At 71.5% G+C, this 20965-nt stretch carries 23 protein-coding genes and 1 pseudogene; 11 read left to right on the top strand and 13 right to left on the bottom strand.

All coding sequences use genetic code 11. The features are described 5' to 3' along the window. The first annotated feature begins 5 nt into the window (after window positions 1-5). A complete protein-coding gene (locus ACZ4TR_RS03000; protein WP_364524222.1) occupies window positions 6-431 on the top strand; it encodes a hypothetical protein in 426 nt (141 codons plus the stop codon). Here ACZ4TR_RS03000 and ACZ4TR_RS02995 read toward each other — a convergent pair. Beyond that, window positions 410-1258, bottom strand: a complete 849-nt coding sequence (locus ACZ4TR_RS02995) for an aminodeoxychorismate lyase (RefSeq protein WP_465285515.1) — start codon at window positions 1256-1258, stop codon at window positions 410-412. The two genes, ACZ4TR_RS03000 and ACZ4TR_RS02995, sit on opposite strands and share 22 nt — an antisense overlap. Before the next feature lie 31 nt (window positions 1259-1289). On the opposite strand from ACZ4TR_RS02995, the gene ygfZ reads away from it, so the two are divergent. From ygfZ to ACZ4TR_RS02980, 3 genes are read left to right on the top strand one after another with little or no spacing between them, the layout of a single operon-like run. After that, the gene (gene ygfZ / locus ACZ4TR_RS02990) at window positions 1290-2429 is read left to right on the top strand and encodes a CAF17-like 4Fe-4S cluster assembly/insertion protein YgfZ (protein WP_465285514.1); all 1140 of its coding nucleotides are present in this window, start codon (window positions 1290-1292) and stop codon (window positions 2427-2429) included. Between the two features lie 49 nt (window positions 2430-2478). Then, window positions 2479-3042: an RsiG family protein gene (locus tag ACZ4TR_RS02985; RefSeq protein ID WP_364524228.1), complete on the top strand. Its 564-nt coding sequence runs from the start codon at window positions 2479-2481 to the stop codon at window positions 3040-3042. Next, window positions 3039-3974, top strand: a complete 936-nt coding sequence (locus tag ACZ4TR_RS02980; protein ID WP_465285513.1) for an asparaginase — start codon at window positions 3039-3041, stop codon at window positions 3972-3974. Before ACZ4TR_RS02985 ends, ACZ4TR_RS02980 begins: the two co-directional genes overlap by 4 nt. Window positions 3975-4118: 144 nt before the next feature. Here the strand turns inward: ACZ4TR_RS02980 and ACZ4TR_RS02975 are convergent, their stop codons facing one another. After that, complete coding sequence (locus ACZ4TR_RS02975; protein WP_465285512.1) at window positions 4119-5015, bottom strand: DUF8083 family protein; 897 nt, start codon at window positions 5013-5015, stop codon at window positions 4119-4121. A 207-nt stretch (window positions 5016-5222) separates the two neighbouring features. Here ACZ4TR_RS02975 and ACZ4TR_RS02970 point away from each other — a divergent pair, with 207 nt between their 5' ends. After that, window positions 5223-5411 carry a DUF3073 domain-containing protein gene (locus tag ACZ4TR_RS02970; protein ID WP_364524234.1) on the top strand — a complete coding sequence of 63 codons (189 nt, stop codon included), beginning with the start codon at window positions 5223-5225 and terminating at the stop codon, window positions 5409-5411. Window positions 5412-5531: 120 nt separating this feature from the next. Continuing rightward, complete coding sequence (locus tag ACZ4TR_RS02965; protein WP_364524236.1) at window positions 5532-6386, top strand: 3-hydroxybutyryl-CoA dehydrogenase; 855 nt, start codon at window positions 5532-5534, stop codon at window positions 6384-6386. Here the strand turns inward: ACZ4TR_RS02965 and ACZ4TR_RS02960 are convergent. The 4 genes from ACZ4TR_RS02960 to ACZ4TR_RS02945 form a co-directional block, all read right to left on the bottom strand. Beyond that, a complete protein-coding gene (locus tag ACZ4TR_RS02960) occupies window positions 6377-7210 on the bottom strand; it encodes an ECF transporter S component family protein (RefSeq protein ID WP_465285511.1) in 834 nt (277 codons plus the stop codon). The genes ACZ4TR_RS02965 and ACZ4TR_RS02960 overlap by 10 nt on opposite strands. Window positions 7211-7922: 712 nt before the next feature. After that, a complete protein-coding gene (locus ACZ4TR_RS02955) occupies window positions 7923-9533 on the bottom strand; it encodes an ABC transporter ATP-binding protein (protein ID WP_465285510.1) in 1611 nt (536 codons plus the stop codon). Then, on the bottom strand, window positions 9530-10591 hold the full coding sequence (locus ACZ4TR_RS02950; RefSeq protein ID WP_465285509.1) for a CbiQ family ECF transporter T component: 1062 nt from the start codon (window positions 10589-10591) through the stop codon (window positions 9530-9532). Before ACZ4TR_RS02950 ends, ACZ4TR_RS02955 begins: the two co-directional genes overlap by 4 nt. Then, entirely contained in the window at window positions 10581-11222 is a 642-nt protein-coding gene (locus ACZ4TR_RS02945; RefSeq protein ID WP_465285508.1) for a hypothetical protein, read from the bottom strand. Before ACZ4TR_RS02945 ends, ACZ4TR_RS02950 begins: the two co-directional genes overlap by 11 nt. A gap of 77 nt (window positions 11223-11299) precedes the next feature. Between ACZ4TR_RS02945 and ACZ4TR_RS02940 the strand changes: the two genes are divergently transcribed. The 3 genes and pseudogenes from ACZ4TR_RS02940 (at window position 11300) to ACZ4TR_RS02930 (ending at window position 13811) form a co-directional block, all read left to right on the top strand. After that, window positions 11300-12205, top strand: coding sequence for a Gfo/Idh/MocA family protein (locus ACZ4TR_RS02940; protein ID WP_465285507.1), 906 nt, complete (start codon window positions 11300-11302; stop codon window positions 12203-12205). 175 nt (window positions 12206-12380) lie between these two features. After that, window positions 12381-12875: pseudogene (locus ACZ4TR_RS02935) on the top strand (VanZ family protein). A 180-nt stretch (window positions 12876-13055) separates the two neighbouring features. After that, entirely contained in the window at window positions 13056-13811 is a 756-nt protein-coding gene (locus ACZ4TR_RS02930) for a GNAT family N-acetyltransferase (RefSeq protein ID WP_465285506.1), read from the top strand. Here ACZ4TR_RS02930 and arfB read toward each other — a convergent pair. The 6 genes from arfB to ACZ4TR_RS02900 all read right to left on the bottom strand — a co-directional run bounded on the left by arfB (window position 13808) and on the right by ACZ4TR_RS02900 (window position 18742). After that, window positions 13808-14224, bottom strand: coding sequence for an alternative ribosome rescue aminoacyl-tRNA hydrolase ArfB (arfB, locus tag ACZ4TR_RS02925; protein ID WP_364522332.1), 417 nt, complete (start codon window positions 14222-14224; stop codon window positions 13808-13810). The two genes, ACZ4TR_RS02930 and arfB, sit on opposite strands and share 4 nt — an antisense overlap. A 49-nt stretch (window positions 14225-14273) precedes the next feature. Then, window positions 14274-15344, bottom strand: coding sequence for a phosphoribosylformylglycinamidine cyclo-ligase (gene purM / locus ACZ4TR_RS02920; protein WP_465285505.1), 1071 nt, complete (start codon window positions 15342-15344; stop codon window positions 14274-14276). 27 nt (window positions 15345-15371) lie between these two features. Further along, window positions 15372-16898: an amidophosphoribosyltransferase gene (gene purF / locus ACZ4TR_RS02915; RefSeq protein WP_364522310.1), complete on the bottom strand. Its 1527-nt coding sequence runs from the start codon at window positions 16896-16898 to the stop codon at window positions 15372-15374. Window positions 16899-17016: 118 nt separating this feature from the next. After that, window positions 17017-17322: a hypothetical protein gene (locus ACZ4TR_RS02910; protein ID WP_364522308.1), complete on the bottom strand. Its 306-nt coding sequence runs from the start codon at window positions 17320-17322 to the stop codon at window positions 17017-17019. After that, a complete protein-coding gene (locus ACZ4TR_RS02905; protein ID WP_364522306.1) occupies window positions 17309-17548 on the bottom strand; it encodes a DUF397 domain-containing protein in 240 nt (79 codons plus the stop codon). Before ACZ4TR_RS02905 ends, ACZ4TR_RS02910 begins: the two co-directional genes overlap by 14 nt. Before the next feature lie 315 nt (window positions 17549-17863). Next, the gene (locus tag ACZ4TR_RS02900) at window positions 17864-18742 is read right to left on the bottom strand and encodes a helix-turn-helix domain-containing protein (protein WP_465285504.1); all 879 of its coding nucleotides are present in this window, start codon (window positions 18740-18742) and stop codon (window positions 17864-17866) included. A 200-nt stretch (window positions 18743-18942) separates the two neighbouring features. Between ACZ4TR_RS02900 and ACZ4TR_RS02895 the strand changes: the two genes are divergently transcribed. Then, window positions 18943-19740, top strand: a complete 798-nt coding sequence (locus tag ACZ4TR_RS02895) for an SAM-dependent methyltransferase (protein WP_465286276.1) — start codon at window positions 18943-18945, stop codon at window positions 19738-19740. Between the two features lie 13 nt (window positions 19741-19753). Here the strand turns inward: ACZ4TR_RS02895 and ACZ4TR_RS02890 are convergent, their stop codons facing one another. Beyond that, window positions 19754-20134 carry a sterol carrier family protein gene (locus ACZ4TR_RS02890; protein WP_364522302.1) on the bottom strand — a complete coding sequence of 127 codons (381 nt, stop codon included), beginning with the start codon at window positions 20132-20134 and terminating at the stop codon, window positions 19754-19756. A 61-nt stretch (window positions 20135-20195) separates the two neighbouring features. Between ACZ4TR_RS02890 and ACZ4TR_RS02885 the strand changes: the two genes are divergently transcribed. Beyond that, complete coding sequence (locus ACZ4TR_RS02885; RefSeq protein WP_465285503.1) at window positions 20196-20894, top strand: type VII secretion system-associated protein; 699 nt, start codon at window positions 20196-20198, stop codon at window positions 20892-20894. The last annotated feature ends 71 nt before the right edge of the window (window positions 20895-20965 follow it).

The raw sequence follows: 20965 nt of genomic DNA, 5'->3' as shown, positions 1-20965 counted from the left end.
TAGGCGTGGAGAAGGTGACGATCAGCGGTGGCACGGGTTTCCTGGACGTGAACACGCGGGAGCGGGCGGAGCTGCCCCAGTCGCTGCGGATCGCGCTGGCCACCGGTCAGCTGCGCCGCCCGCTCGCCACCACGCTCGGCCCGGTCCTCGACCTGCTCGTCGACGGCGACTACCGCGTGAGCGGCCCGGAACGGCTGCCCGACGACCAGCTGCTCACCCCCACCGACGTCTGGCCGCCGTCCGACGAAGCCCGCGTCGGCTACTACCGGACCGCCATCCGCACCGGCCACCGCCCGGTCGCGGTCCTGCTGGCCGACGGCGACCGCGAGCTGATCATCGACGGCCACCACAAGATCGCGGCCTACCGCGCCGAAGAGGTCGCCCCGGCCGTCGTCCGGATCAGCCTGGGTCAGGCGTACTCGGCCTCGTAGGCCGCCACCAGCTCGGCGTAGACGGCCGCGGAGTCAGGCAGCCGCTCGCCGTCGAGCGTGTGGACCCGGGTCAGCTTGCGCACGCTCGAAGCCATGAAGACGCCGTCGCCGTCGACGAGGTCCCGGACCGTCAGCGGCTCCACCTTGACCGACCAGCCCGCCTTTTCGGCGCCGCGGAACAGCGCGGCCTGCGTCGTGCCCGGCAGGATGCCGATGCTCGACGGCGGCGTGTACAGCGTCCGGCCCTTCGCCAGCACCACGCTCGACGTCGGCCCTTCGAACACCGAACCGTCGACGGCGGTGAAAATCACATCTTCGGCGCCACGGCGGCCGGCTTCGCGCACCGCGGCCATGTTCATCGCGTAGGACAACGGCTTCGCGCCGAGCAGCAGCCAGGGCGCGCGCGTGGCCAGGTCCGGCGGGAAACCGCGTTCGAGAGTGATCGCGGAGACGCCTTCGGCGCGGGCCTTGAGCGTGGCCGGCGGCACCTCCGAAGCCAGCGCGAAGCCGGTCGGGTTCGCGGCCGGATCGCCGTCGGAACCCCTGGTGTACACCAGTTTCAGCACCATTTCGGCGCCGCCGGACCACCTTTCGAGGACCGCTGCGACCACGCGTTCCCACGCGCCGAGGTCGGGCTCGGGCAGGTCGAGCATGGCGGCCGAACGGGTCAGCCGCTCGAGGTGCGGACGCAGTTCGCGGGGCTTGCCGTCGACGACCAGGATCGTCTCGAAGACGCCGTCGCCGCGCAGCAGGCCGAGGTCGTCGACCTTGATCTGGGCGGCGTCCGGGTCGGCCGGGGTTCCATCGAGGAAGACGAGCACGCGCATGCCGCCACGGTACTCACCTAGGCTGGTGGGTATGCCGTACCGCTCGCCGCTGCTGGACGTGCCCGGATCGATTCCGCCGCCTGAGTCGGACACCGCTCACCCCGAGCCGGGGGTGCCCTGGCACTGGGGAGACCCGTTCGCGGAGCAGCGCACGGCGTCGCGCGGCGTGGTCGTGATCGACCGGTCGCACCGCGAGTTCATCGCCGTCACCGGCGAAGAGCGGCTTTCCTGGCTGCACCTGGTGATCTCGCAGCACGTGACCGAGCTGGCCGAGGGGACCGGCACCGAGGCGCTGGTGCTCGACAGCCAAGGCCGCGTCGAGACGCACATGGTGGTCGCGCACCTCGACGGCACCGTCTACCTCGACACCGACCCGGGCCCGAGCGTCACCAGCGCGCTGCCCAAGGGCGGCCCCCAGACGCTGCGCGAGTACCTCGAGGCCATGAAGTTCTGGTCCAAGGTGGACATCCGCGACGCGACCGGCGAGCTCGCGCTGCTCACCGTGCTCGGCCCGGACGCCGAGCGCGTGCTGAGCGCGGCCGGCGCCGAGGTCGGCCCCGAGCCGTACGCCGTGGCGGCGTTGCCGGGTGGCGGTTTCGCGCGGCGGATGCCGTGGCCCGGCCGGTCGAGCGTCGACCTGGCGGTGCCGCGCGACGCGCTCCTCGACTGGTGGAAGCGGCTCACCGACGCGGGCGCGCGGGCGGCCGGCAGCTGGGTGTTCGACGCGCTGCGCGTCGAGTCGCTGCGGCCGCGGCTGGGGGTGGACACCGACGAGCGCACGATCCCGCACGAGGTGAACTGGGTCGGCTCGGCCGCGCACGTCGCGAAGGGCTGCTACCGCGGCCAGGAAACGGTGTCGAAAGTCCACAATGTGGGCCGTCCGCCGCGGAACCTGCTCCTGCTGCACCTGGACGGCTCCCCCGAAATCCGGCCGGAGCCCGGCGACCCGGTGCTGCTCGACGGCCGGACGGTCGGCCGCGTCGGCACCGTGATCCAGCACCACGAGCTCGGCCCGATCGCGTTGGCGCTGGTCAAGCGCTCGACGCCGGTGGACGCGGAGCTGTTGACCGGGTCGGAAGACAACCTCGTCCAGGCCGCGATCGACCCCGACTCCGTCCCCTCGGAGCAGCCCGCGCCGGGCCGCGCCGCGGCGGCGCAACTTCGTGGCTGAACAAAAGCCCCTGACAGCGAGATCACGCTCAACCGGGATAAACTGCGCTGTGATCGAAGTGCGGCCCGGCGGCAGGCGGCGGATCGACCGCGTGCTCGGCCCGGGGTACCTCAGCGGCCTGGGTGAACTGCCGCTGAAGGTGCTGCGCGAGCGGCGCGACGAAGCCGCGCAGGAAGAGACGGATCTGTCCTACCTGCGCCGTCTCCTGCACGCCCGCATCGACATCGTGCGCGCGGAGCAGGCGCGGCGCAGCTCAGGCGGCGAAGCGAGCATCGTCGACCAGCTGGCCACGATCCTGGCGGACAACGCGCTGGGCCCGGCCGCGGGTTCCGGACGTCACCAGCAGCTGGAGCCGTCACGGGCCGGCGAGCACCGCCGCCACGCCGAGGCCCTGATCGGCGACACGGTTCTCACCGACGTCGAGTCCCTGACGGACGAGAAGCTCGCCTCCGCTTTGGACACCTACGCCAGCGAAGAGCTGTCGGTGTCGTCCTTCCGGCGCGAGGTCCAGGGCGTGATGGACGCGCTCAACGCGGAGATCGCGAAGCGCTACCAGCAGGGTTCGGCCACTGTGGACGAGCTGCTGGAGAGCGAAGGCGGGCACGGCGAGTGACGAACCCCGTCCTCGCCGAAGTCGTCCGGTCCGGTTTCGTCGAAAGCGTCCACCGCGGCGCGCTCGTGATCACGGGCCCCGAAGGCGACGCGCGCCTGGCCCTCGGCGACGTGGTGTCGCCGGTCTTCCCGCGCTCGTCGAACAAGCCGCTGCAGGCCGTCGGGATGCTGCGGTCCGGCCTGGACTTCACCGGCGAAGACCTCGCGCTGGCGTGCGCGTCGCACTCCGGCGAGCCGGGGCACGTCAAGCGGGTCCTCGAGCTCCTCGACGCGGCCGGGCTGCACGAAGACGACCTCGCGTGCCCGCCGGACTTCCCGCTGCACGTGCCGAGCATGCGCGACGCCGCCGAGCCGCGGCGCGTGATGATGAACTGTTCGGGCAAGCACACGGCGATGCTGACGACGTGCGTCCGCGCCGGCTGGCCGACGTCCGGCTACGAAGACCCGGGCCACCCGCTGCAGCAGGCGCTCGCTTCCGCTGTTTCGGACCTGGCGGGCGAGCCGATCGCCCACACGGGTGTCGACGGCTGCGGCGCGCCGCTGTTCGCGTTTTCGCTGACCGGGCTGGCGCGCGCGTTCGGCCGGGTGGCACTCTCCGCGTCCGGGCCGGCTGAGGCTGTTTCGTCGGCGATGCGGGCGCACCCGTGGCTGGTGGCGGGAACGGACCGCGAGGACACGGAGCTGATGTCCGCCGTGGACGGTCTGCTGTCGAAGGGCGGCGCGGAGGGCGTTCAGGCGTTCGCTCTCCCGGACGGGTTCGCGGTGGCGATGAAGATCGACGACGGCAACAAGCGGGCCTGCGCCCCGCTGGCGGTCGAGGCGTTGCGCTACCTGGGTGCGGACGTTTCCGGACTCGAGGGTCTGGCCCGCGGTTCGGTGCTGGGTGGCGGACGCTCGGTGGGCGAGGTCCGGGTCCCGGAGCTGCGCGGCTGAGCACCAAGGCCGGCCGGCCCGGCGCGACTGCCCAGCTCGGCCTGGCCTGGCGACTGGCTTGGCCTGCCGACTGGCCTGGCCTGGCCAGCTGACTCAAACCCGGCCCGGCCACTCGCGCGCCGGGCGGCGCAGCCGTCGGCGCGGCTAGTTCGAGCGCTCGCGGGAGGCCAGGTCACCCCAGAACTCGCGCAGGTCGGAGAACAGCTCCGCCAGCTCCTCGACGTTGCCCGAGCGCAGCGCGTCCAGGATGTCGTGCACCTCGTCCGCGGTGTTGTCGGCCTCGAGGACCGGGTCCGCGAACAGCTGCACCAGCCCGCCGTAGTCGAGCTCGACCACCGAGTCCGCGTGGAAGTTGTCGAGCCACCGCCGCGTCTCGTACAGCACGCGCCCCGGCCCGGAGTCGCCGAACGTCTGCTCCAGCAGCTCACCCGCCTCGCGCGCCCGGTGCTGCGCGTCGGCGAGGGTGGCGCGCCAGGAGACCTCGCGCTTCGGGTCGTCGCGGCCGCTGCCGAGCACCAGCCGCCGCTCGTCCGGGTCGATCAGCACGAACCACGGCAGCGGGACGGTCCAGGTCGTCGACAGCGTGTGCGCCGCCGGCGTGCTCAAATCCGCCATCGCCGACTTCGTCCGCGCGCGGATCGTCTCCTGGGTGAAGCCGCCCTCGTCGACGACGACGTTCTTCAGCGACGGGTGCGCGTCACCGAGGAAGGTGACCAGCGCGGCGGCCGAGCGGGCCCGCAGCTCCAGCGGGCTCACGAACGGCGCGTGCTCGGCCTTGCCCTCCGGCACGTCCTCGGGCGCGAGCACCAGGACGTCGGTCAGCAGGCTCGGGGCGGGACGCCCATCGGCGAGCTCGGCGGGCAGCAGCCGCCGCGGCGCCGCGACCTGTGACTTGAGCCACATGGCCTGCTCCCGCACGCCCGCGTCCGTGCGCCGCAGCTTGGCCGCCTCGACGGCCGCACGCAGCCGTTCGTCGGGCGGGTCGCCCAAGGCGAGCAGGGGTTCGTACACCCGCAAGTAGGCCACGAAGGGACGGAGCACGAGTAGATCGTGGCACGTTTACCTGCGCCGATCGTCACCGACCGGCCGGTAACCGGCGTCCGCCGGACACTGTCACCACCGGCACACCGTGCCACGTCGCATCGAACCCCCCGGACACGGTACGGTGTGAGCAGGAAAGAATTGTCGAGACGATGCGGGGCCGCCGATTCCCCCGGCCGCCCCGCCCCTGTGCGAGGGGGTCGAGCCATGGGGCGCGGCCGGGCTAAGGCCAAGCAGACGAAGGTGGCGCGCGAGCTCAAGTACAGCTCGCACGAGACCGACTTCGATGCTTTGCAGCGCGAGCTGTCGAGTGGTTCCTCTAGTAGTCACTACGAGGAGTCCGATAGCGATGATCAAGACCCGTACGACGACGGGTACGACGAGTACCGTCGTTGAGCACGCGTAACCGCGCGAGGGCATAGCCGGGCACCACCCGGCGACCGCCCTCGCGCGCTGTGTGCTGCCCAAGTGTCGTCCGAGGGCGCGGGGCTGCGAAGCCGATGAAGGAGTGAGCCGGTGGTAAGTCGGGTTGGAGTCGTCGGGGCGGGCCTCATGGGGTCCGGCATCGCCGAGGTGCACGCCCGGTCCGGAGTGGACGTCGTGGTCACCGAGGTGAACCAGCCGGCGCTCGACGCCGGCAAGGCCCGGATCGAGAAGTCGCTGCAACGCGGCGTCAAGAACGGCAAGCTCTCACCCGAAGACGCCGAGGCGGCGCTGAGCCGCCTCCGCTTCACGACGGACATCGCCGAGTTCGCCGACCGCGACCTGGTCATCGAGGCGATCCTCGAGCAGGAGCAGGCGAAGGTCGACGTCTTCCGCCAGCTCGACAAGATCGTCGAGGCCGAGGACGCGCTGTTCGCGTCCAACACGTCGTCGATCCCGATCATGAAGCTGGGCATGGCGACGAGCCGGCCGCAGCAGGTGGTCGGCATCCACTTCTTCAACCCGGTGCCGGTGCTGCCGCTGGTCGAGCTGGTGCCCTCGCTGCTGACGAGCGAGGAGACGGCTCGCCGCGCCGAAGAGCACGCGACGACGGCGCTGGGCAAGACCGTCATCCGTTCGCAGGACCGCGCCGGGTTCATCGTGAACTCGCTGCTGGTGCCGTACCTGCTCTCGGCGATCCGCATGATCGAGTCGGGCTTCGCGTCGGCCGAGGACATCGACCGCGGCATGGAGCTGGGTACCGCCCACCCGATGGGCCCGCTGCGCCTGTCCGACCTGATCGGGCTGGACACGATCAAGGCCATCGCGGACTCGATGTACGCGGAGTTCAAGGAGCCGCTGTACTCGTCGCCGCCGCTGCTGCTGCGCATGGTGGACGCGGGCCTGCTGGGCAAGAAGACCGGCCGGGGCTTCTACTCCTACGGCTGATCGAAGCTGACGGGCGCGTCGAAGGCCGCCCGCCTCGCGGCGCGCCGCAGCACGGCCAGGACGGCCGGCCCCAGCAGGACGATCGCGACCGCGTTGGTGACGGCGCGGCCGGTGTCCCAGCCGAGGGTCGACGTCAGGACGGTGAACACCGCGAACCGGTGGAGGTTGTCCGCCAGCGGCGCACCAGGGACGAACCCGAGCCCCGCGGTGGCGCCGACGCTGGTGCCGGCGAGGAACGGCCACGACCACAGGCTCATGAGGAGCCCGAAGAAGTAGGCCGCGAAGACGCCGTACGCCACGAGCAGGGCGATTTCTGGTTTTCCGCGCGGTTTCCGCGGCAGCAGCCCCGCGCCGAGCCCGATGAGCGAAGACGCGAGCATCTGGAACGGCAGCCACGGCCCGACCCCGGCGGTGAGCAACGCGCTGGTGAACAGCGAGGTCGAGCCCAGCACGAACCCGAAGCCGGGCCCGAACACCCGCCCGGCGAGCACGAGCAGGAAGAACACGAGCTCGATGCCCCCGGTCCCGGCCCCGAGCGGCCGCAGGCCGGCATTGACCGCAGAGAGCACGCCGAGAAGGGCGAGCGCTTTGGCATCGATGCCCCCACGCGAGAGCTCGGCGAGGACGACGAGGATCAACACCGGCAGGGTCGCCATGAAGACAAACGGTGCATCGGCGGTGTGCGCGGCTTCGCCCGGCGCGGGATGCGCGAAGAGCGGCCAGCAGAACATGGCGAGCCCGAGGACGGTCGCGGTCCCGAGGACCAGGGCGGGCCGAAGGGTGACGCGGACGGCGCGGGCCTGCGGGCCGAGGAAGTCAGTCATGCCGAGGCCCCCGAGGACGGTGCCCGCGGCGGCCGCGGAGTGAGGCCACGCGGCAGCCGCGCGCGGGCGCGGCTGCCGGCAGCCGCGGGCGGTGACCGGCGAGGCACCACCGAGCCACACCACCGATCGCGGCCGGGTGCGCCGGGTGCGCCGGGGCGCAAACCCGCGCCAAGCAGACCGAGCCAGGCGGCGCCCCTCAGCAGGGCGGACCACCCCGCGCCGGGCGAGTCGTTGCGCAAGACAGCACCAGCCAAGCCGAGCCACCCGGCACCGCCGAGCCTCGCCGCACCACGCGGGCCAAGCCACTCGGCGCCGGCGAGCGAACCGTGCCGCACGGAGGCACCTGTGAGCCCCAGACGGGCAGCCCCGGCACTCGGCCGCTGCTCGGCGCGATCCGGGCGAATCCGCGAGATGTCACCGAGCGCTTGCGGCGGAGTGAGGCCGCGCCGCCGGCTGCGGGACGCAGTGGCGAGCGAGGCACCGCCGCCGGACAAGTCGGAGCCCAAGACAGCACGCAGGCCGGACCACCCAGCACCGCCAGGCGCACCCAGCAACCCGACACCGCCAGGCGCAACGAGCCACCCGGCACCGCCGAGCCTCGCCGCACCACGTGGGCCAAGCGATTCGGCACCGGCGGGTGCGTTGGGGCGCCGAGCCGCAGCAGGCACGCTTCGGCTTGCCGCCCGCGCGCCCCCTCCCTCCGACTGCCTCCTCATGCCAGCGCTTCCGCGACCTCGTCCACCGTCAGCCATTGCTGCGGTGCCAGGATCTTCGCCACCTGCGGGGCGAACGCCGGCGAGGCGACGATCACCTCCTTCGTCGGGCCGTCCGCGACCACCTCTCCCTCGGCCATGACCACCACGCGGTGCGCCACCGTCGCCACGAACTCGACGTCGTGGGTGGCCAGCACTACCGCGTGGCCCTGCGAGGCCAGCTCTCGCAGGGTCGCCGCGAAGCGCCTCTTCGCGTGGTAGTCGAGACCGCGGGTGGGCTCGTCGAGCAGCACGACCGGCGGGGCCGACGCCAGCTGGATCGCCAGCACCAACGCCAGTCGCTGCCCTTCCGAGAGGTCGCCGGGGTGCGCTTCACCGGCGATCCCGGGGGCGAGCCGGTCCAGCAGGGCCCGGGCCGTCCCCGCTGCGACCTGCGATTCGGTGTCCGCCTGTACGCACTCGGCGTCGACCGAATCGAGGTACAGCAGGTCGGCCGGGGTCTGCGGGACCAGCCCGACGCGCTGACGGGCCACTCGTGGCTTGAGCGACGCGGGATCCACGCCCCCGACGTCGACCTTCCCCGCCAACCTCGGGCCGCTGCCCTGCACCGCCCAGAGAAGCGACGACTTGCCGGAGCCGTTGCGTCCCATCAGCGCGACCACTTCCCCCTGCCCGACGCGCAGGTCCACCCCGCGCACCGCCAGGACATCGCCGTACCGCACCACCACCCCTCTCACGTCCAGTGCTCGACCGGTCACCGAGAGAGTAGAACCCACCACCGACAATTTCTGATCGACCAGCGAGAGCCGGGTCCGCAACGGCCCCGCGACCCGCCGCGCGTCCCGCACCGACAACGGCAGCGGCGACCACCCCGCCAGCCGCCCCAGCTCGGCGATCGGCGGCGCGATCGACGACGTCGCCAGGATCTCCGCCGGCGGGCCGGACCGCACCGAACCGTCGCCCGGCAGGTACAGCACCCGGTCCGCGTACTGCGCCACCCGTTCCATCCGGTGCTCCGCGACGACCACCGTCGTCCCGAGGTCGTGCACCAGCCGGGTGATCGCCGCCAGCACGTCCTCGGCCGCCGTCGGGTCCAGCGCCGACGTCGGTTCGTCGAGCACCACGACGGACGGGTGCGCCGTCAGCACCGAACCGATCGCGACGCGCTGCTGCTGCCCGCCCGAAAGAGTCCGAAGTGGACGGTTGCGCAGCTCCGCGATCCCCAGCAGGTCAAGGGTTTCCTCGACGCGCTTGCGCATGACGTCCGGCGCCACCGCGAGCTGCTCCATCGCGTACGCGAGCTCCTCCTCGACGGTGTCGGTCACGAACCCCGAAAGCGGGTCCTGTCCGACGACACCGACGACCGAAGCGAGCTCCCGCGGCGGGTGCGAAGCGGTGTCCAGCCCGCCCACCAGCACCCGCCCGGCCAAGTGACCGCCCGTGAAGTGCGGGACGAGCCCGTTGATCGCGCCGAGGAACGTCGACTTACCGGCTCCGGTCGGCCCCGCCACCAGGCACAGCTCACCCTCCTCGACCTGCAGCGAGACGTCCGAAAGCACCGGCCGCGACGCGTCCGGGTAGGTCACCGTGACCCGCGAGAACTCGATCACCGGACGACCCCCGGCGAAGCGGGCGCCACGAACGCGGGCACCACCGCGACGAGCAGGGACAGCACGTGGACCACGGAAACCTCCGGCCACCGCAACGGGCTCAACGACGGGTACAGGTTCGCCGGATCGACCTGAGCGGAAAGGAAGAGCGAAACGCACGACCCGATCCCGGCCAGCACGACCAGCGTCTCCGGCCACCGCCACGGGTCCGGCCGGTACGCCGTCCGCCGCACGCGCCGCCCGCCGAGGACGAACCCCACGACGGCCACCACCAGCCCCGCCGCCAGCAGGGGCACGCCGAGCCACGACGAAGTCCCGTCGAGCACCCCGTAGACGCCGACACACACTCCGACCAGCCCGAACAGGACACACGAAGCGATCAGCGCCCGCACCCCCGGGCTCAGGTACGCCCGCCGCCCGTACCCGCGGGAGTCCATCGCGGCCGCGAGCCGCAGCGACCGGTCCATCGCGTCCTCCAGCACCGGCACCACGATGCCCTTCACCGCCCGCAGCCCGCGAGTCCGCCCCGCCCGCAGCCGCCGGGCCCGCCGCACGCGCTGCACGCTTTCGACGAGCTGCGGCGCCACGGTCAGCGCGACCGTGACCGCGGTACCCACCTCGTACAACGCCCCTGGAACCGCCTTGAGCAGGCGTTTCGGGTTGGCGAGGGCGTTCGCCGCGCCGACGCAGACGACCATCGTCGCCAGCCGCAGGCCGTCGTAGAACCCGCCGAGCAGCGCCTCCGCGGACGTCGGCCCGAGCAGGGACAACCCGGCGGTCAGCGGGATCCGCGGCAGCGCCAGGAGCACGTGGCCGCCGTCCTCACCGCCGACCAGGATCCGGAACAGCACGCGGGACGCGACGATCAGCGCGCCGACGTACGCGTAGAGCCGGAACGCCAGCGCCCACGGCGCGTCACTCCGGCGGTTCGCGACGACGAACCCCGCGACGGCGATGATCAGGCCGAGCAGCAGCGGGTTCGTCGTCCGGCTGGCGGCGACGGCCAGCGCGAGCGCCCAGACCCACCAGGCGCCGGGGTGCAGCGCCCTACTGCCCACGCCGACGCCGTCGGCGCGCCGAGACGTACACGGCCGTGCCGCCGACCACCAGAATCACCACGGCGCCGATCACGAAGGCCCACGGGAACTCGACTTCAACAGGTTTCGCACCGTCCGAAACGGGCGCCGACGTCTGCCGGACGGGCGGCACGCGAGGCGGCGCCGGCAGGTCGTTCGCCGACTTCGGCCGCGCGAACGCCCAGCCCTCGAACCCGTTCGGGGCCGGCTTCGACGTCTGCGCACCTTCCTGGCTCGACTCCCAGGCACCGCCCGCTGACGCGTGCCAGTAGCTCCAGTACGCCGTCGCCGACGGCATCCCCGCGCACGACTCGACGTCCGGGCCCGGCTTGCCGTCGATCCGGCAGGCCACGGCCAGGCCGTACTTCTGCGAACCGGCGACGTCGCTGCCGGCCTCCTGCAGGGCCGCGACGCCGTTCGCGGGGGTCCCGGGGGCGCAGCGGACCAACGGCGCGGGGCCCAGGTCGCCGAAGTCGACGACCACCGTGACCCCGCCACCCTCCGCGCAGGACCCCTCGGTCCCCGTCGCCGACGCAGGCGTGGCCCCCGCGAAACAGGCGGCCAGCAAGAAGCCGCAGGCGGCGGAGAACCGGGCGAAGCGCGAGGCGATCATGCAGGCACTTTAACCAGGACGGCGCGTGCCGAAGGTGCGGTTCCGGCGCGACGAGCGACACACCTAGACTGCGGGCCGTGGGACAGCTCATCGCGGACGGACAGCTGCGCGTCGGCCTGATCGGCGCCGGCCCGTGGGCGACGACCATCCACGCGCCCGGCCTGGCGGATCACCCCGGCACGGCGCTGACGGCGGTCTGGGCCCGGCGGCCCGAAGCCGCGCAAGCGCTTGCGGATACGCACTGCGCGGCCGCCGCGAGCAGCGTCGAGGAGCTGTTCGAGCAGGTGGACGCGGTCGCGCTGGCGGTTCCGCCGGCGATCCAGGCCGAACTGGGCGTCCGCGCGGCCGAGGCCGGGAAGCACCTGATCCTGGAGAAGCCGATCGCCGCCGACCTCGCCGGCGCGCGGCGGCTGGCCGACGCCGTCGCGGCCGCCGACGTCGCCGCGCTCGTCGTGCTGACCCTGCGGTACTCGGCTCAGACCCAGGAGTGGCTCGCCGGCCTCGCCCAGGCGGGCGGCTGGGCCGGGGGCGGCGCGCGCTGGCTGTCCGGCGCCCTGCTCGGCGGCCAGTACGCGGCGTCGGAGTGGCGCCAGGACGACGGCGGCGCGCTGTTCGACATCGGCCCGCACGCGCTCGACATGCTGGACGCCGCCCTCGGCCCGATCACCGAGGTCGTGGCGGCCCGGCGGAGCCCCGGCGACCTCTGGCACCTGATGCTGGCGCACGAAGACGGCGTGGTCAGCACCGCGACGTTGTCGCTGCGGCTTCCGGTGCAGCCGACCGTCGTCGAGGTCGCCGTCTGGGGCCCGCACGGATACCGGACACTCGGGCGCAAACCGGGCTCGGCGCAGGAGTCCTACACCGCGCTGCTGGACGACTTCGCGGCGATGATCGCCAGCGGCACCACGACGCATCCCTGCGACGTCCGCCGTGGTCTGCACCTGCAGAACCTCCTCGAGCAGGCCCGTCGGCTGGCCGAGTAGTACACAGGCCCGCATCGCGCGTTTGCGTTGTGGAGTAAGGCTTCCTCACAAACTCGCCGAATTCATCCACAGGGTTGTCCACAGGCTCCACTGTGGACGATGTGCCTCCTGACCGAACCACGGAAGAACAAACACCGCCACCGCAACGATCACCGAATAGTGCGGTGCCCTCGCGCTGCCCTACGCGCTGATCGCCTGGCCACTGGTCGCCGCACGTCGGCGGCGAAGACTGCCCGCCCGCTACGCGACCGCGACGGCCGGCGTCGACAGCGCCGCGTGCCTCGTCGCATTCCTGGTGTTGTGCCTGGTCACGATGCCGGTCGGCACCTCCGGCGAGAGCTGTGTCCGCTCGGCACGTTGCTGCCCTTGCGGGTGCGCCGCCTGCGCACCCCGCCGGGGATCGCGCTGGCCGCGTCCGCGCTGGTGGAGGGTACGCGATATCTGATCCGCACCGGCCGGGTGACCTCGACCGACGACGTCCTGCTGAACACGGCGGGCGCGACGCTCGGCGCGGCCCTCAGCCGCCGCGGTTGGCGGGCGCTCGATCCGCCACCGGTGCCGGTGACCATCCCGGTGCAACGCCGGACGATCTGCCACGCTCCGGATGCGGGTCCCGCGTTCGGTCTGGGACACGCGGTACGCGTCGATCGCGCACCCCGACCGTCGGTAATGCGCTTGCGCGCCGTGCCAAGATGGCCGGGAAGAGTCCCTTCGAGTCAAGGAATGACCGCCTATGCCTGGCGCCGCTCTCGGCGTCGGCCCCCGCTAGGCCCGACGCCCGGCGTTCCGCCCGCATGCCCGTCCGGGGCTGCGGTTCCTTGACATGCTCTCGAAAGGCTCCAACCCAGCGATGTCCGCTATTCAGACCTATGTCCGCAAGACGGCGCCGCGCGGCCGGAACACCGAGCAGGTCGGGCCCTTCCTGGCCACCTACTCGCCGGGCACGGCCCATCCGATGCTCAACTACGCGATCCCGGACGACGGCGCGAAGCCGACGGCGGCCGAGATCGATGCCCTGACCGAGGCGTTCCGGCGCCGGGGCCTGCTCCCGCGGCTCGAGTACTTCACCGACGTCGCCCCCGACCTGGAGAACCTGCTGGTCGAGGCGGGGTACGAGCTCGAACGCCGGGTGCCGCTGATGACCTGTTCCCCGGCCGGCTTCGCCGACCACCCCGCCCCGGCTGGTTACGCCGTCCGCGAACCGGCGTCCGACGAGGACTACCGGCGGATGCGCGCGGCGCAGAACCGCGCGTACGGCGAACCGGACGCGGAGGTCACTGACCAGGACATCGAGAAGGCGAAGAAGAACAACGCGGCCGGGGTCGTCTCCGCGCTTGTCGAGCGCCTGGCCACCGGCGAGGTCGTCGGCGGCGGGGTCGCTCTCGAGATCGTCGACGGCACCACGGAGGTCGCCGGCATCGGCGTGCTCGACGCCCACCGCGGGCGCGGGCTCGCGGCCGCGCTCACCGCGTTCCTCACCCGGGACGCGCACGCCAAGGGCGCGCACACCGCGTTCCTGACCCCCGGTGACCTGGGGATCGGGCGCATCTACGCCCGCGTCGGCTACCAGCCGGCCGGTGAGTGCGTGCACATCTCGCTGAGCTAGTCCTCGAAGCGGCCGGAGCGGCCTCGTTTCACGTCGCTCCGGCGCTTCTTCGACGCCAGGCGGCGCTCCTTCGAACCGCGAGACGGCTTCGTGGGACGTCGCTTGGCGGGCGGCGGCGCCGACGCGTCGAGCAGCAGGTTCGCCAGGCGACCGCGGGCCGCTTCCCGGTTCTGCAGCTGCGAGCGGTGTTCGCTGGCCGCGATCGTCAGGACGCCGTCGACCAGCCGCGGGCCGAGCCCGGCCAGGACCCGCTCACGCAGGTGCTCCGGGATCGACGGCGACGCGGCGACGTCGAAGGACAGCTCGACCCGCGAGTCGGTGGTGTTCACGCCCTGCCCGCCCGGGCCGGACGAGCGCGAAAAGCGCTCGCTCAACTCGGCTCCCGGGATCGTGAACCGGGAGCCGATCACCACGTCTTCGGCTGCCACGTCAACCAGTGTGACAGCCGCGATCAAGTTCGTTTCAGAAGCGCGGGTGGTCGCCGGAGAGCACCGCGCGCGGGCCGTCGACGTCGTCGGCGGGCTGGACGTCGCCCAGCACCCACGCCGGCTGGTGCCGCGCGGTCAGCATGGCCAGCGCCCGGTCGACGTCCTCGGCGCCGACGATCGCGACCATGCCCACGCCCATGTTGAACGTCTTCTCCAGCTCGGCCCGCTCGACCTTGCCGCGCTGGCCGATCAGCGCGAACACCGGCGCCGGGGTCCAGGTGCCGCGGTCGAGCCGGGCGACCAGGCCGCGCGGCATGACGCGGGCCAGGTTCGCCTCCAGGCCGCCGCCGGTGATGTGCGCGAACGTCCGGACCTCGGTCTCGGCCGCGAGCGCGAGGCAGTCCTTGGCGTAGATGCGCGTCGGCTCCAGCATCTCTTCGCCGAGGGTGCGGCCGAACTCCTCGACGTGCCCGCCGAGCGGCATCCGCGCGATGTCCAGCAGCACGTGCCGGGCCAGGGAGTAACCGTTCGAGTGCAGGCCCGACGAACCCAGCGCGAGCACGACGTCACCGGGACGGACCTTCTCCGGCGAGAGCAGCTGGGACGCCTCGACCACGCCGACGCCGGTGGCCGACATGTCGTAGTCGTGCTCGCCCATCATCCCCGGGTGCTCCGCGGTCTCGCCGCCGAGCAGCGCGCAGCCGGCCTGGACGCAGCCTTCGGCGATGCCGCCGACCAGCGCGGCGATCTTCTCCGGGTGCACCTTGCCGACGGCGATGTAGTCCTGCAGGAACAGCGGCTCGGCGCCGGTCACGACGAGGTCGTCGACGACCATGGCGACCAGGTCGATGCCGACCGTGTCGTGCTTGTCCAGCGCCTGCGCGACCGCGATCTTGGTGCCGACGCCGTCGGTCGACGACGCGAGCACCGGCTCCTTCCACTTGTCGAGCTTCAGGGAGAAGAGCCCGGCGAAACCGCCGACGCCACCCAGGACCTCGGGGCGCGTGGCCCGCTCGGCGTGCGGCTTGAGCAGCTCGACGGCTTGGTCGCCGGCGTCGATGCTGACGCCGGCGGCGGCGTACGTGGCGCTCGTGGACTCGCTCACGGTGGAAGGACTCCCTACTGGAAGGACTTAGGGACGCCGGACGGCGTCCTCGGCACCGTACCCGGCGGAGCTGACCGGGGTTGCCGCGCCATTGACCGAGTCGAGGCTTTCGAGCAGGTGCTTCCCGATCAGCGCGTCTTCGGGCAGCGGGATCGGGTACTCGCCGGAGAAGCACGCCGTGCAGAGCCGCGACTTCGGCTGTTCCGTGGCCGCGACCAGGCCGTCGAGGGAGATGTAGCCCAGGGAGTCGGCGCCGATCGAGCGCCGGATCCCGTCGAGGTCGACACCGTTCGCGACGAGCTCGGCCCGCGACGCGAAGTCGATGCCGTAGAAGCACGGCCAGCGCACGGGCGGCGACGCGATCCGGACGTGCACCTCCAGCGCGCCGGCCTCCCGCAGCATCCGGACGAGCGCGCGCTGGGTGTTGCCGCGGACGATCGAGTCGTCCACCACGACCAGGCGCTTGCCGCGGATGACGTCGCGCAGCGGGTTCAGCTTGAGCCGGATGCCCAGCTGGCGGATCGTCTGCGAGGGCTGGATGAACGTGCGCCCGACGTAGGCGTTCTTCACCAGTCCCGTGCCGTAGGGAATGCCGGAGCCCTGGGCGTAACCGATCGCGGCCGGCGTGCCGGACTCCGGCACCGGCATGACCAGGTCGGCCTCGACCGGCTGCTCGCTGGCGAGCCGGCGGCCGATGTCGACGCGGGTGGCGTGCACGCCGCGGCCGGCGATCGTGGTGTCGGGGCGGGCGAGGTAGACGTACTCGAAGACGCAGCCCTTGGGGTCCGGGCTCGCGAACCGGGAGGAGCGCAGGCCTTCGGCGTCGATCGCGATGAGCTCGCCCGGCTCGACCTCGCGGACGAAGGACGCGCCGACGATGTCGAGGCCCGCCGTCTCGCTCGAAACGACCCAGCCGCGCTCGAGCCGCCCGAGCACGAGCGGGTGCACGCCGTGCGGGTCGCGCGCCGCGTAGAGCGTGTTCTCGTCGGCGAAGACCAGGCAGAAGGCGCCCTTGAGGGTCGGCAGCAGCTCCATCGCGGCGGCTTCGATGCCCTTGTCGGCGGCGTTCGCCGCGAGCAGGCCGCAGACCAGGTCCGAGTCGCTCGACGAACCGGTCAGGCCCGCGTGCGGCTTGAGCCCGGCGGCGATGGTGCGCTCGCGCAGCTCGGCCGTGTTGACGAGGTTGCCGTTGTGCGCGAAGGAAAGGCCGCTGCCGGTCGCAGTGGTGCGGAAGATCGGCTGGGCGTTCTCCCAGATGGTGGCGCCGGTGGTCGAGTACCGGCAGTGCCCGACGGCGATGTGTCCCTGCAGCGACTGCAGGATCTGCTCGTCGAACACCTGGCTGACCAGGCCGAGGTCCTTGAAGACCACGATCTGCGAGCCGTCGGAGACGGAGATGCCGGCGGCCTCCTGGCCCCGGTGCTGCAGGGCGTAGAGGCCGTAGTAGGTCAGCTTCGCGACTTCTTCCCCGGGAGCCCAGACGCCGAAGACGCCACACTCCTCACGGGGTTCCGGGTCGGGCTGGTCGGACACGACTTGCGGGTCGGAAACCACCGAGGAGCTCCTGGGAAGACGTGGTCAGGCCAGTTTTCAGTGTAGACGGTGCGGACATGAGCCAGGCCCCGCCCGGCGTGGTACTGACCACTTCGGACGGGGCCTGGAGTCTGCCTGCCTAGCAGGCATCCGGCAGCGAGAGGATCTCCGTGAGCACTTGCGCGCCTTCGCCGCGGCGGCGCCACAACCAGCGCTCCGGCTCGAAGATGTTGTCTTCGGTGCCGGGCATCCGGGTCGCCACGACGTCGTCTTCGGCGTTGAGCCGGACCACGTCCACCACGTCGTCGTGCACCCGCACACCGACGACGGCGAGTACTTCGCCGCGCTCGTCGGCGGGGTGGACGAACTGGTAGCCGCGAGCCACCAGTTCCTGCAGTCCGGTTTCGATGTCGAAGACGGCGGCGACGGCCTCAGCCGAGGACATCGTCGAACTCGCCGTCCTTCGCGCCGGCCAGGAAGGCCGCCATCTCCGCGCGCGTATAGACGAGCGCCGGACCGGTCGGGAAGCGCGAGTTGCGCATCGCGATCTCGCCGGAGGACAACGGCGCGACCTCGACACAGTTGCCGACCGAGCCGCTGTAGCTCGCCTTGCGCCATGCGGCCCCGGAAAGCCGGTCGGCCGGGATGCCGTTCTCGAATCGCTCAGCCATGGGTCCACCTCTCGCTGCGGAAACCTTGGGGGCCAGCGCATATGCATGTGCATTTGCCCGCGTATCGGAGGCTAGCACGTGTGCTTGCAACGGTAAATGCACGTGCAGAATTTCTTGCAAAGTTCTCGGACGGTAAAGGATCACCAGGTCACGGTTAACCTATCGGGTGATAGTTAGGGACTCTAATGGGTTAACAACTACGTGTAGTTACCGCTCATCGAGGCATGCCGTGAGGGGTCGGACGGGTCATGGAGACCGACAGTGATCATCTGACGGACGTGGCGGCACCGGCGGGCCGGTTCACCAGGGACGTGCTCAGATCTCCGCGCGCCGCTTCGCGAGCAGGGCGCGGCTCCGCTCCGGCGTCTCGGCGTCGACGGCCAGCATGTCCAGCGAGCGGCTGTACTTTTCGATCTCTTCGCGCTTCTCGATGTAGTGCGCGCCGGTCAGGTACTCGACGTACGCGATGTTCGGCAGTTCCGGTTCGCCGAACCGCAGCAGCGAAAACGCGTGCTCCGCGGACAGCCCGCTGCGGGAGTACGGGAGTATCTGCACCGACACGTGCGGCAGCGCGCTCATCTCCAGCAGGTATTCGATCTGCTGCTTGAGTACTTTCATCCCGCCGATCGGCCGGTGCAGGACGGACTCGTCGAGCACCATCCACACCCGGGGCGCGTCCGGCCTGCTGAACATCTTCTGCCGCCGCATGCGCAGCGCGACCAGCTGGTCGACGCGCTCGTCGGCCATCTCCGGACGGCCGTGGCTGAAGATCGCCCGCGCGTACGCCTCGATCTGCAGCAGCCCCGAAACGTACAGCGGCTCCCAGATCTGGATTCGCGCGGCGGCTTCTTCGAGGCCGACGAGGTCGGTGAACCAGTTCGGCATCGTGTCGCCGAAGCGCCGCCACCAGCCCGGCTCGTTCGACTGCTTGACCATGTCGAGGAACGTCTGGCGCTCGTTCGGGTCCTCGACGCCGTACATCGTCAGCAGGTCGGTGACGTCGCGTTCCTTGAAGCCCACCCGGCCCAGTTCGAGGCGGCTGATCTTCGATTCGGACCCGCGGATGTTGTACCCGGCCTGCTGGCGGGTGATGCCGGCCTCTTCACGGAGGCGCCGCAGCTGCGAGCCCAAGATCATGCGGCGCGCAGTGGGGCCGATGTTCTGTTCTCCTGCGGACGCGTTCACCGCGTTCATTCCCGGACCTTCCGCGCTCACGTCACCAGGGGGTTCTAGCCCGACTACTGAAAGTACACGCTAACCCGTCCTGCGCAAAGAGGTGACCCGGTTTACCCCATGCGCGCGTCGGCCTACTCTACGTAGAGTACGAGACTTTCGACACAGAACTTGCGAGGTTCATCATGCCCGACGCCGCGACCCGGACCGAACGAGTTCCCGTGGGGGTCGACCCGACCCGAGCGAGCATCGCGCGCGTGTACGACGCCTTCCTGCTCGGGAAGGACAACTACGAGATCGACCGGGAGGTCCTGCACAAGGTGCAGCAGGCCGCTCCGGAGGCCCAGGACCTCGCGTTCGAAAACCGCGGGTTCCTCATCCGCGCGTGCCGGTTCCTCGCCGGCCAGACCGGCATCACCCAGTTCCTCGACCTCGGCTCCGGCCTCCCGACCGCCGAGAACACCCACCAGGTCGTCCAGCGGATCAACCCGGAGACCAAGGTCGTCTACGTCGACAACGACCCCGTGGTCCTCGCCCACGGCCGCGCGCTGCTCGAAGAGAACGAGCACACCCACTTCGTCGCGGAGGACATCTTCGAGCCGCAGCGGATCCTCGAAAACGAGATCGTCCGCGAGCACATCGACTTCACGCAGCCGCTCGTGCTGCTGCAGATGGGCACCCTGCACCACTTCAAGGGCGACGACGACCGGCCGGCCGAGATCATGCGGGAGTACGTCGACGCGCTGCCGTCCGGCTCCTTCGTCGGGCTCAGCCACTTCTTCGACCCCGAAAACGAAGACTCCACGACCGCGCGCCGCATGGAGGACTTCTTCCTGCACAGCCCGATGGGGTCCGGCACGTTCCGGACGCAGAAGGAGATCGAAGCGCTGTTCCCCGGCCTCGAGCTCGTCGACCCCGGCGTGACCCTGTGCGCCGACTGGTGGCCGGACGGCCCGCGGCTCAAGGAGCTCAACGTCGCGCAGCGGACCATCGCCGGCGGCGTCGGCCGCAAGCCTTAGGCACCTTCCTCCGTCAAAGGCGGACGAGGGGGAGCCAGTGGGAAAGGTCGGCCCGGGTGCCCGACGCGGACACCCGGCCGTCCGCCACCGCAGTGGTCCAGTCCACCCGGCCGGTGGCCAGTTCGAGCCACGTGCGCGGGTCGGTTTCGATCACGTTCGGCGGGGTGCCGCGCGTGTGCCGCGGGCCATCGACGCACTGCACCGCCGCGAACGGCGGCACGCGGACCTCGACCGTGCGGCCCGGCGCGTCGGCCGCGAGCGCGCGCAGGCTGAGCCGGACCGCCGCGGCCAGTTCCGGCCGCGCCGGATCGGGCGCGTCGCCTTGCAGCCACGCGGAAATCGCCAGCACCGCCGCACGTAACTGTCCGGGGTCGACCGAACGCGAAGAGGCCATGGCCAAACAGTAGAGTGGCGCACCAAGAGTCTTCAGGCACACCCGAGAACGTGGGGATGAGATGGCGCAGCGGGACGAGGCGGATCGGATGGTTTCGCAGCAGCCCACCGGAAGCGGACCCGATCGCCCCGGCAAGCACAGCAAGCACAACCGGGCCGCGCGGCGCGGCGGGCAGCAGGCGCGGCGCTCCGGCAAGCACGGCACGCCCGAGATCACCGCGGAGATGCGCGAGAACGCCCGCGCCAACCCGGACAGCTGGCTGTACGTCATCGACGAGGCCTTCGACCCGAACGGCCCGGTGCCGTCGTGGGCGGTCGTCGGCGCCTACCCGGTGAACGGCGCGGGCGACGTCGTCGCCGACTTCCACCCCAACGACCGCTACCGGCCCTCGCCCAAGGCACTCGGTTTCCCGGAGCCGTCGAACGACCTCGAACAGCTGCTGCAGCTCGTGCGCACCGAGCACCGGCCGCCGTCGGACCTGCCGAAGGTCGTCCTCGACTCGACGCTGTTCGTCTACGCGATGTCGCCGGTGCAGCGCACCGTGATCGGCTTCCACAACACCGACGGCCGGGTCATGGTGCCCGCCTACACCCGCAAGGCGCTGGTGCCGCGCGAGTGGCCGCACGCCCGGGCCGTGCTCGGCCGCGACATCGTCAGCCTGCTCGGCGGGCACCCCGTCGCGATCAACCCGCACGACTTGATCACGGCCGTCGTCCCGGCCGAGCACCTGCTGAAGGCGCTGGCCGACGAACAGCGCTGACCTGCGGTTCTAACTCCATCGGGTGACCACCCGAGTCGCCGATCGGGCGACTCGGGTGCATGGTGAGGCTG

It is taken from the genome of Amycolatopsis sp. NPDC028719 (assembly GCF_055565395.1).
This window is presented reverse-complemented; position numbering and strand designations above follow the sequence as displayed.

Bases quoted from the DNA above. Each gene is read 5' to 3' on its own strand.
- ACZ4TR_RS02995 (WP_465285515.1), bottom strand. From the start codon at position 1,258: ATGCGCGTGCTCGTCTTCCTCGATGGAACCCCGGCCGACCCGGACGCC.
- ygfZ (WP_465285514.1), top strand. From the start codon at position 1,290: ATGCCGTACCGCTCGCCGCTGCTGGACGTGCCCGGATCGATTCCGCCG.
- ACZ4TR_RS02970 (WP_364524234.1), top strand. From the start codon at position 5,223: ATGGGGCGCGGCCGGGCTAAGGCCAAGCAGACGAAGGTGGCGCGCGAG.
- ACZ4TR_RS02960 (WP_465285511.1), bottom strand. From the start codon at position 7,210: ATGACTGACTTCCTCGGCCCGCAGGCCCGCGCCGTCCGCGTCACCCTT.
- ACZ4TR_RS02945 (WP_465285508.1), bottom strand. From the start codon at position 11,222: ATGATCGCCTCGCGCTTCGCCCGGTTCTCCGCCGCCTGCGGCTTCTTG.
- ACZ4TR_RS02930 (WP_465285506.1), top strand. From the start codon at position 13,056: ATGTCCGCTATTCAGACCTATGTCCGCAAGACGGCGCCGCGCGGCCGG.
- ACZ4TR_RS02910 (WP_364522308.1), bottom strand. From the start codon at position 17,322: ATGTCCTCGGCTGAGGCCGTCGCCGCCGTCTTCGACATCGAAACCGGA.
- ACZ4TR_RS02905 (WP_364522306.1), bottom strand. From the start codon at position 17,548: ATGGCTGAGCGATTCGAGAACGGCATCCCGGCCGACCGGCTTTCCGGG.
- ACZ4TR_RS02900 (WP_465285504.1), bottom strand. From the start codon at position 18,742: ATGAACGCGGTGAACGCGTCCGCAGGAGAACAGAACATCGGCCCCACT.
- ACZ4TR_RS02890 (WP_364522302.1), bottom strand. From the start codon at position 20,134: ATGGCCTCTTCGCGTTCGGTCGACCCCGGACAGTTACGTGCGGCGGTG.
- ACZ4TR_RS02885 (WP_465285503.1), top strand. From the start codon at position 20,196: ATGGCGCAGCGGGACGAGGCGGATCGGATGGTTTCGCAGCAGCCCACC.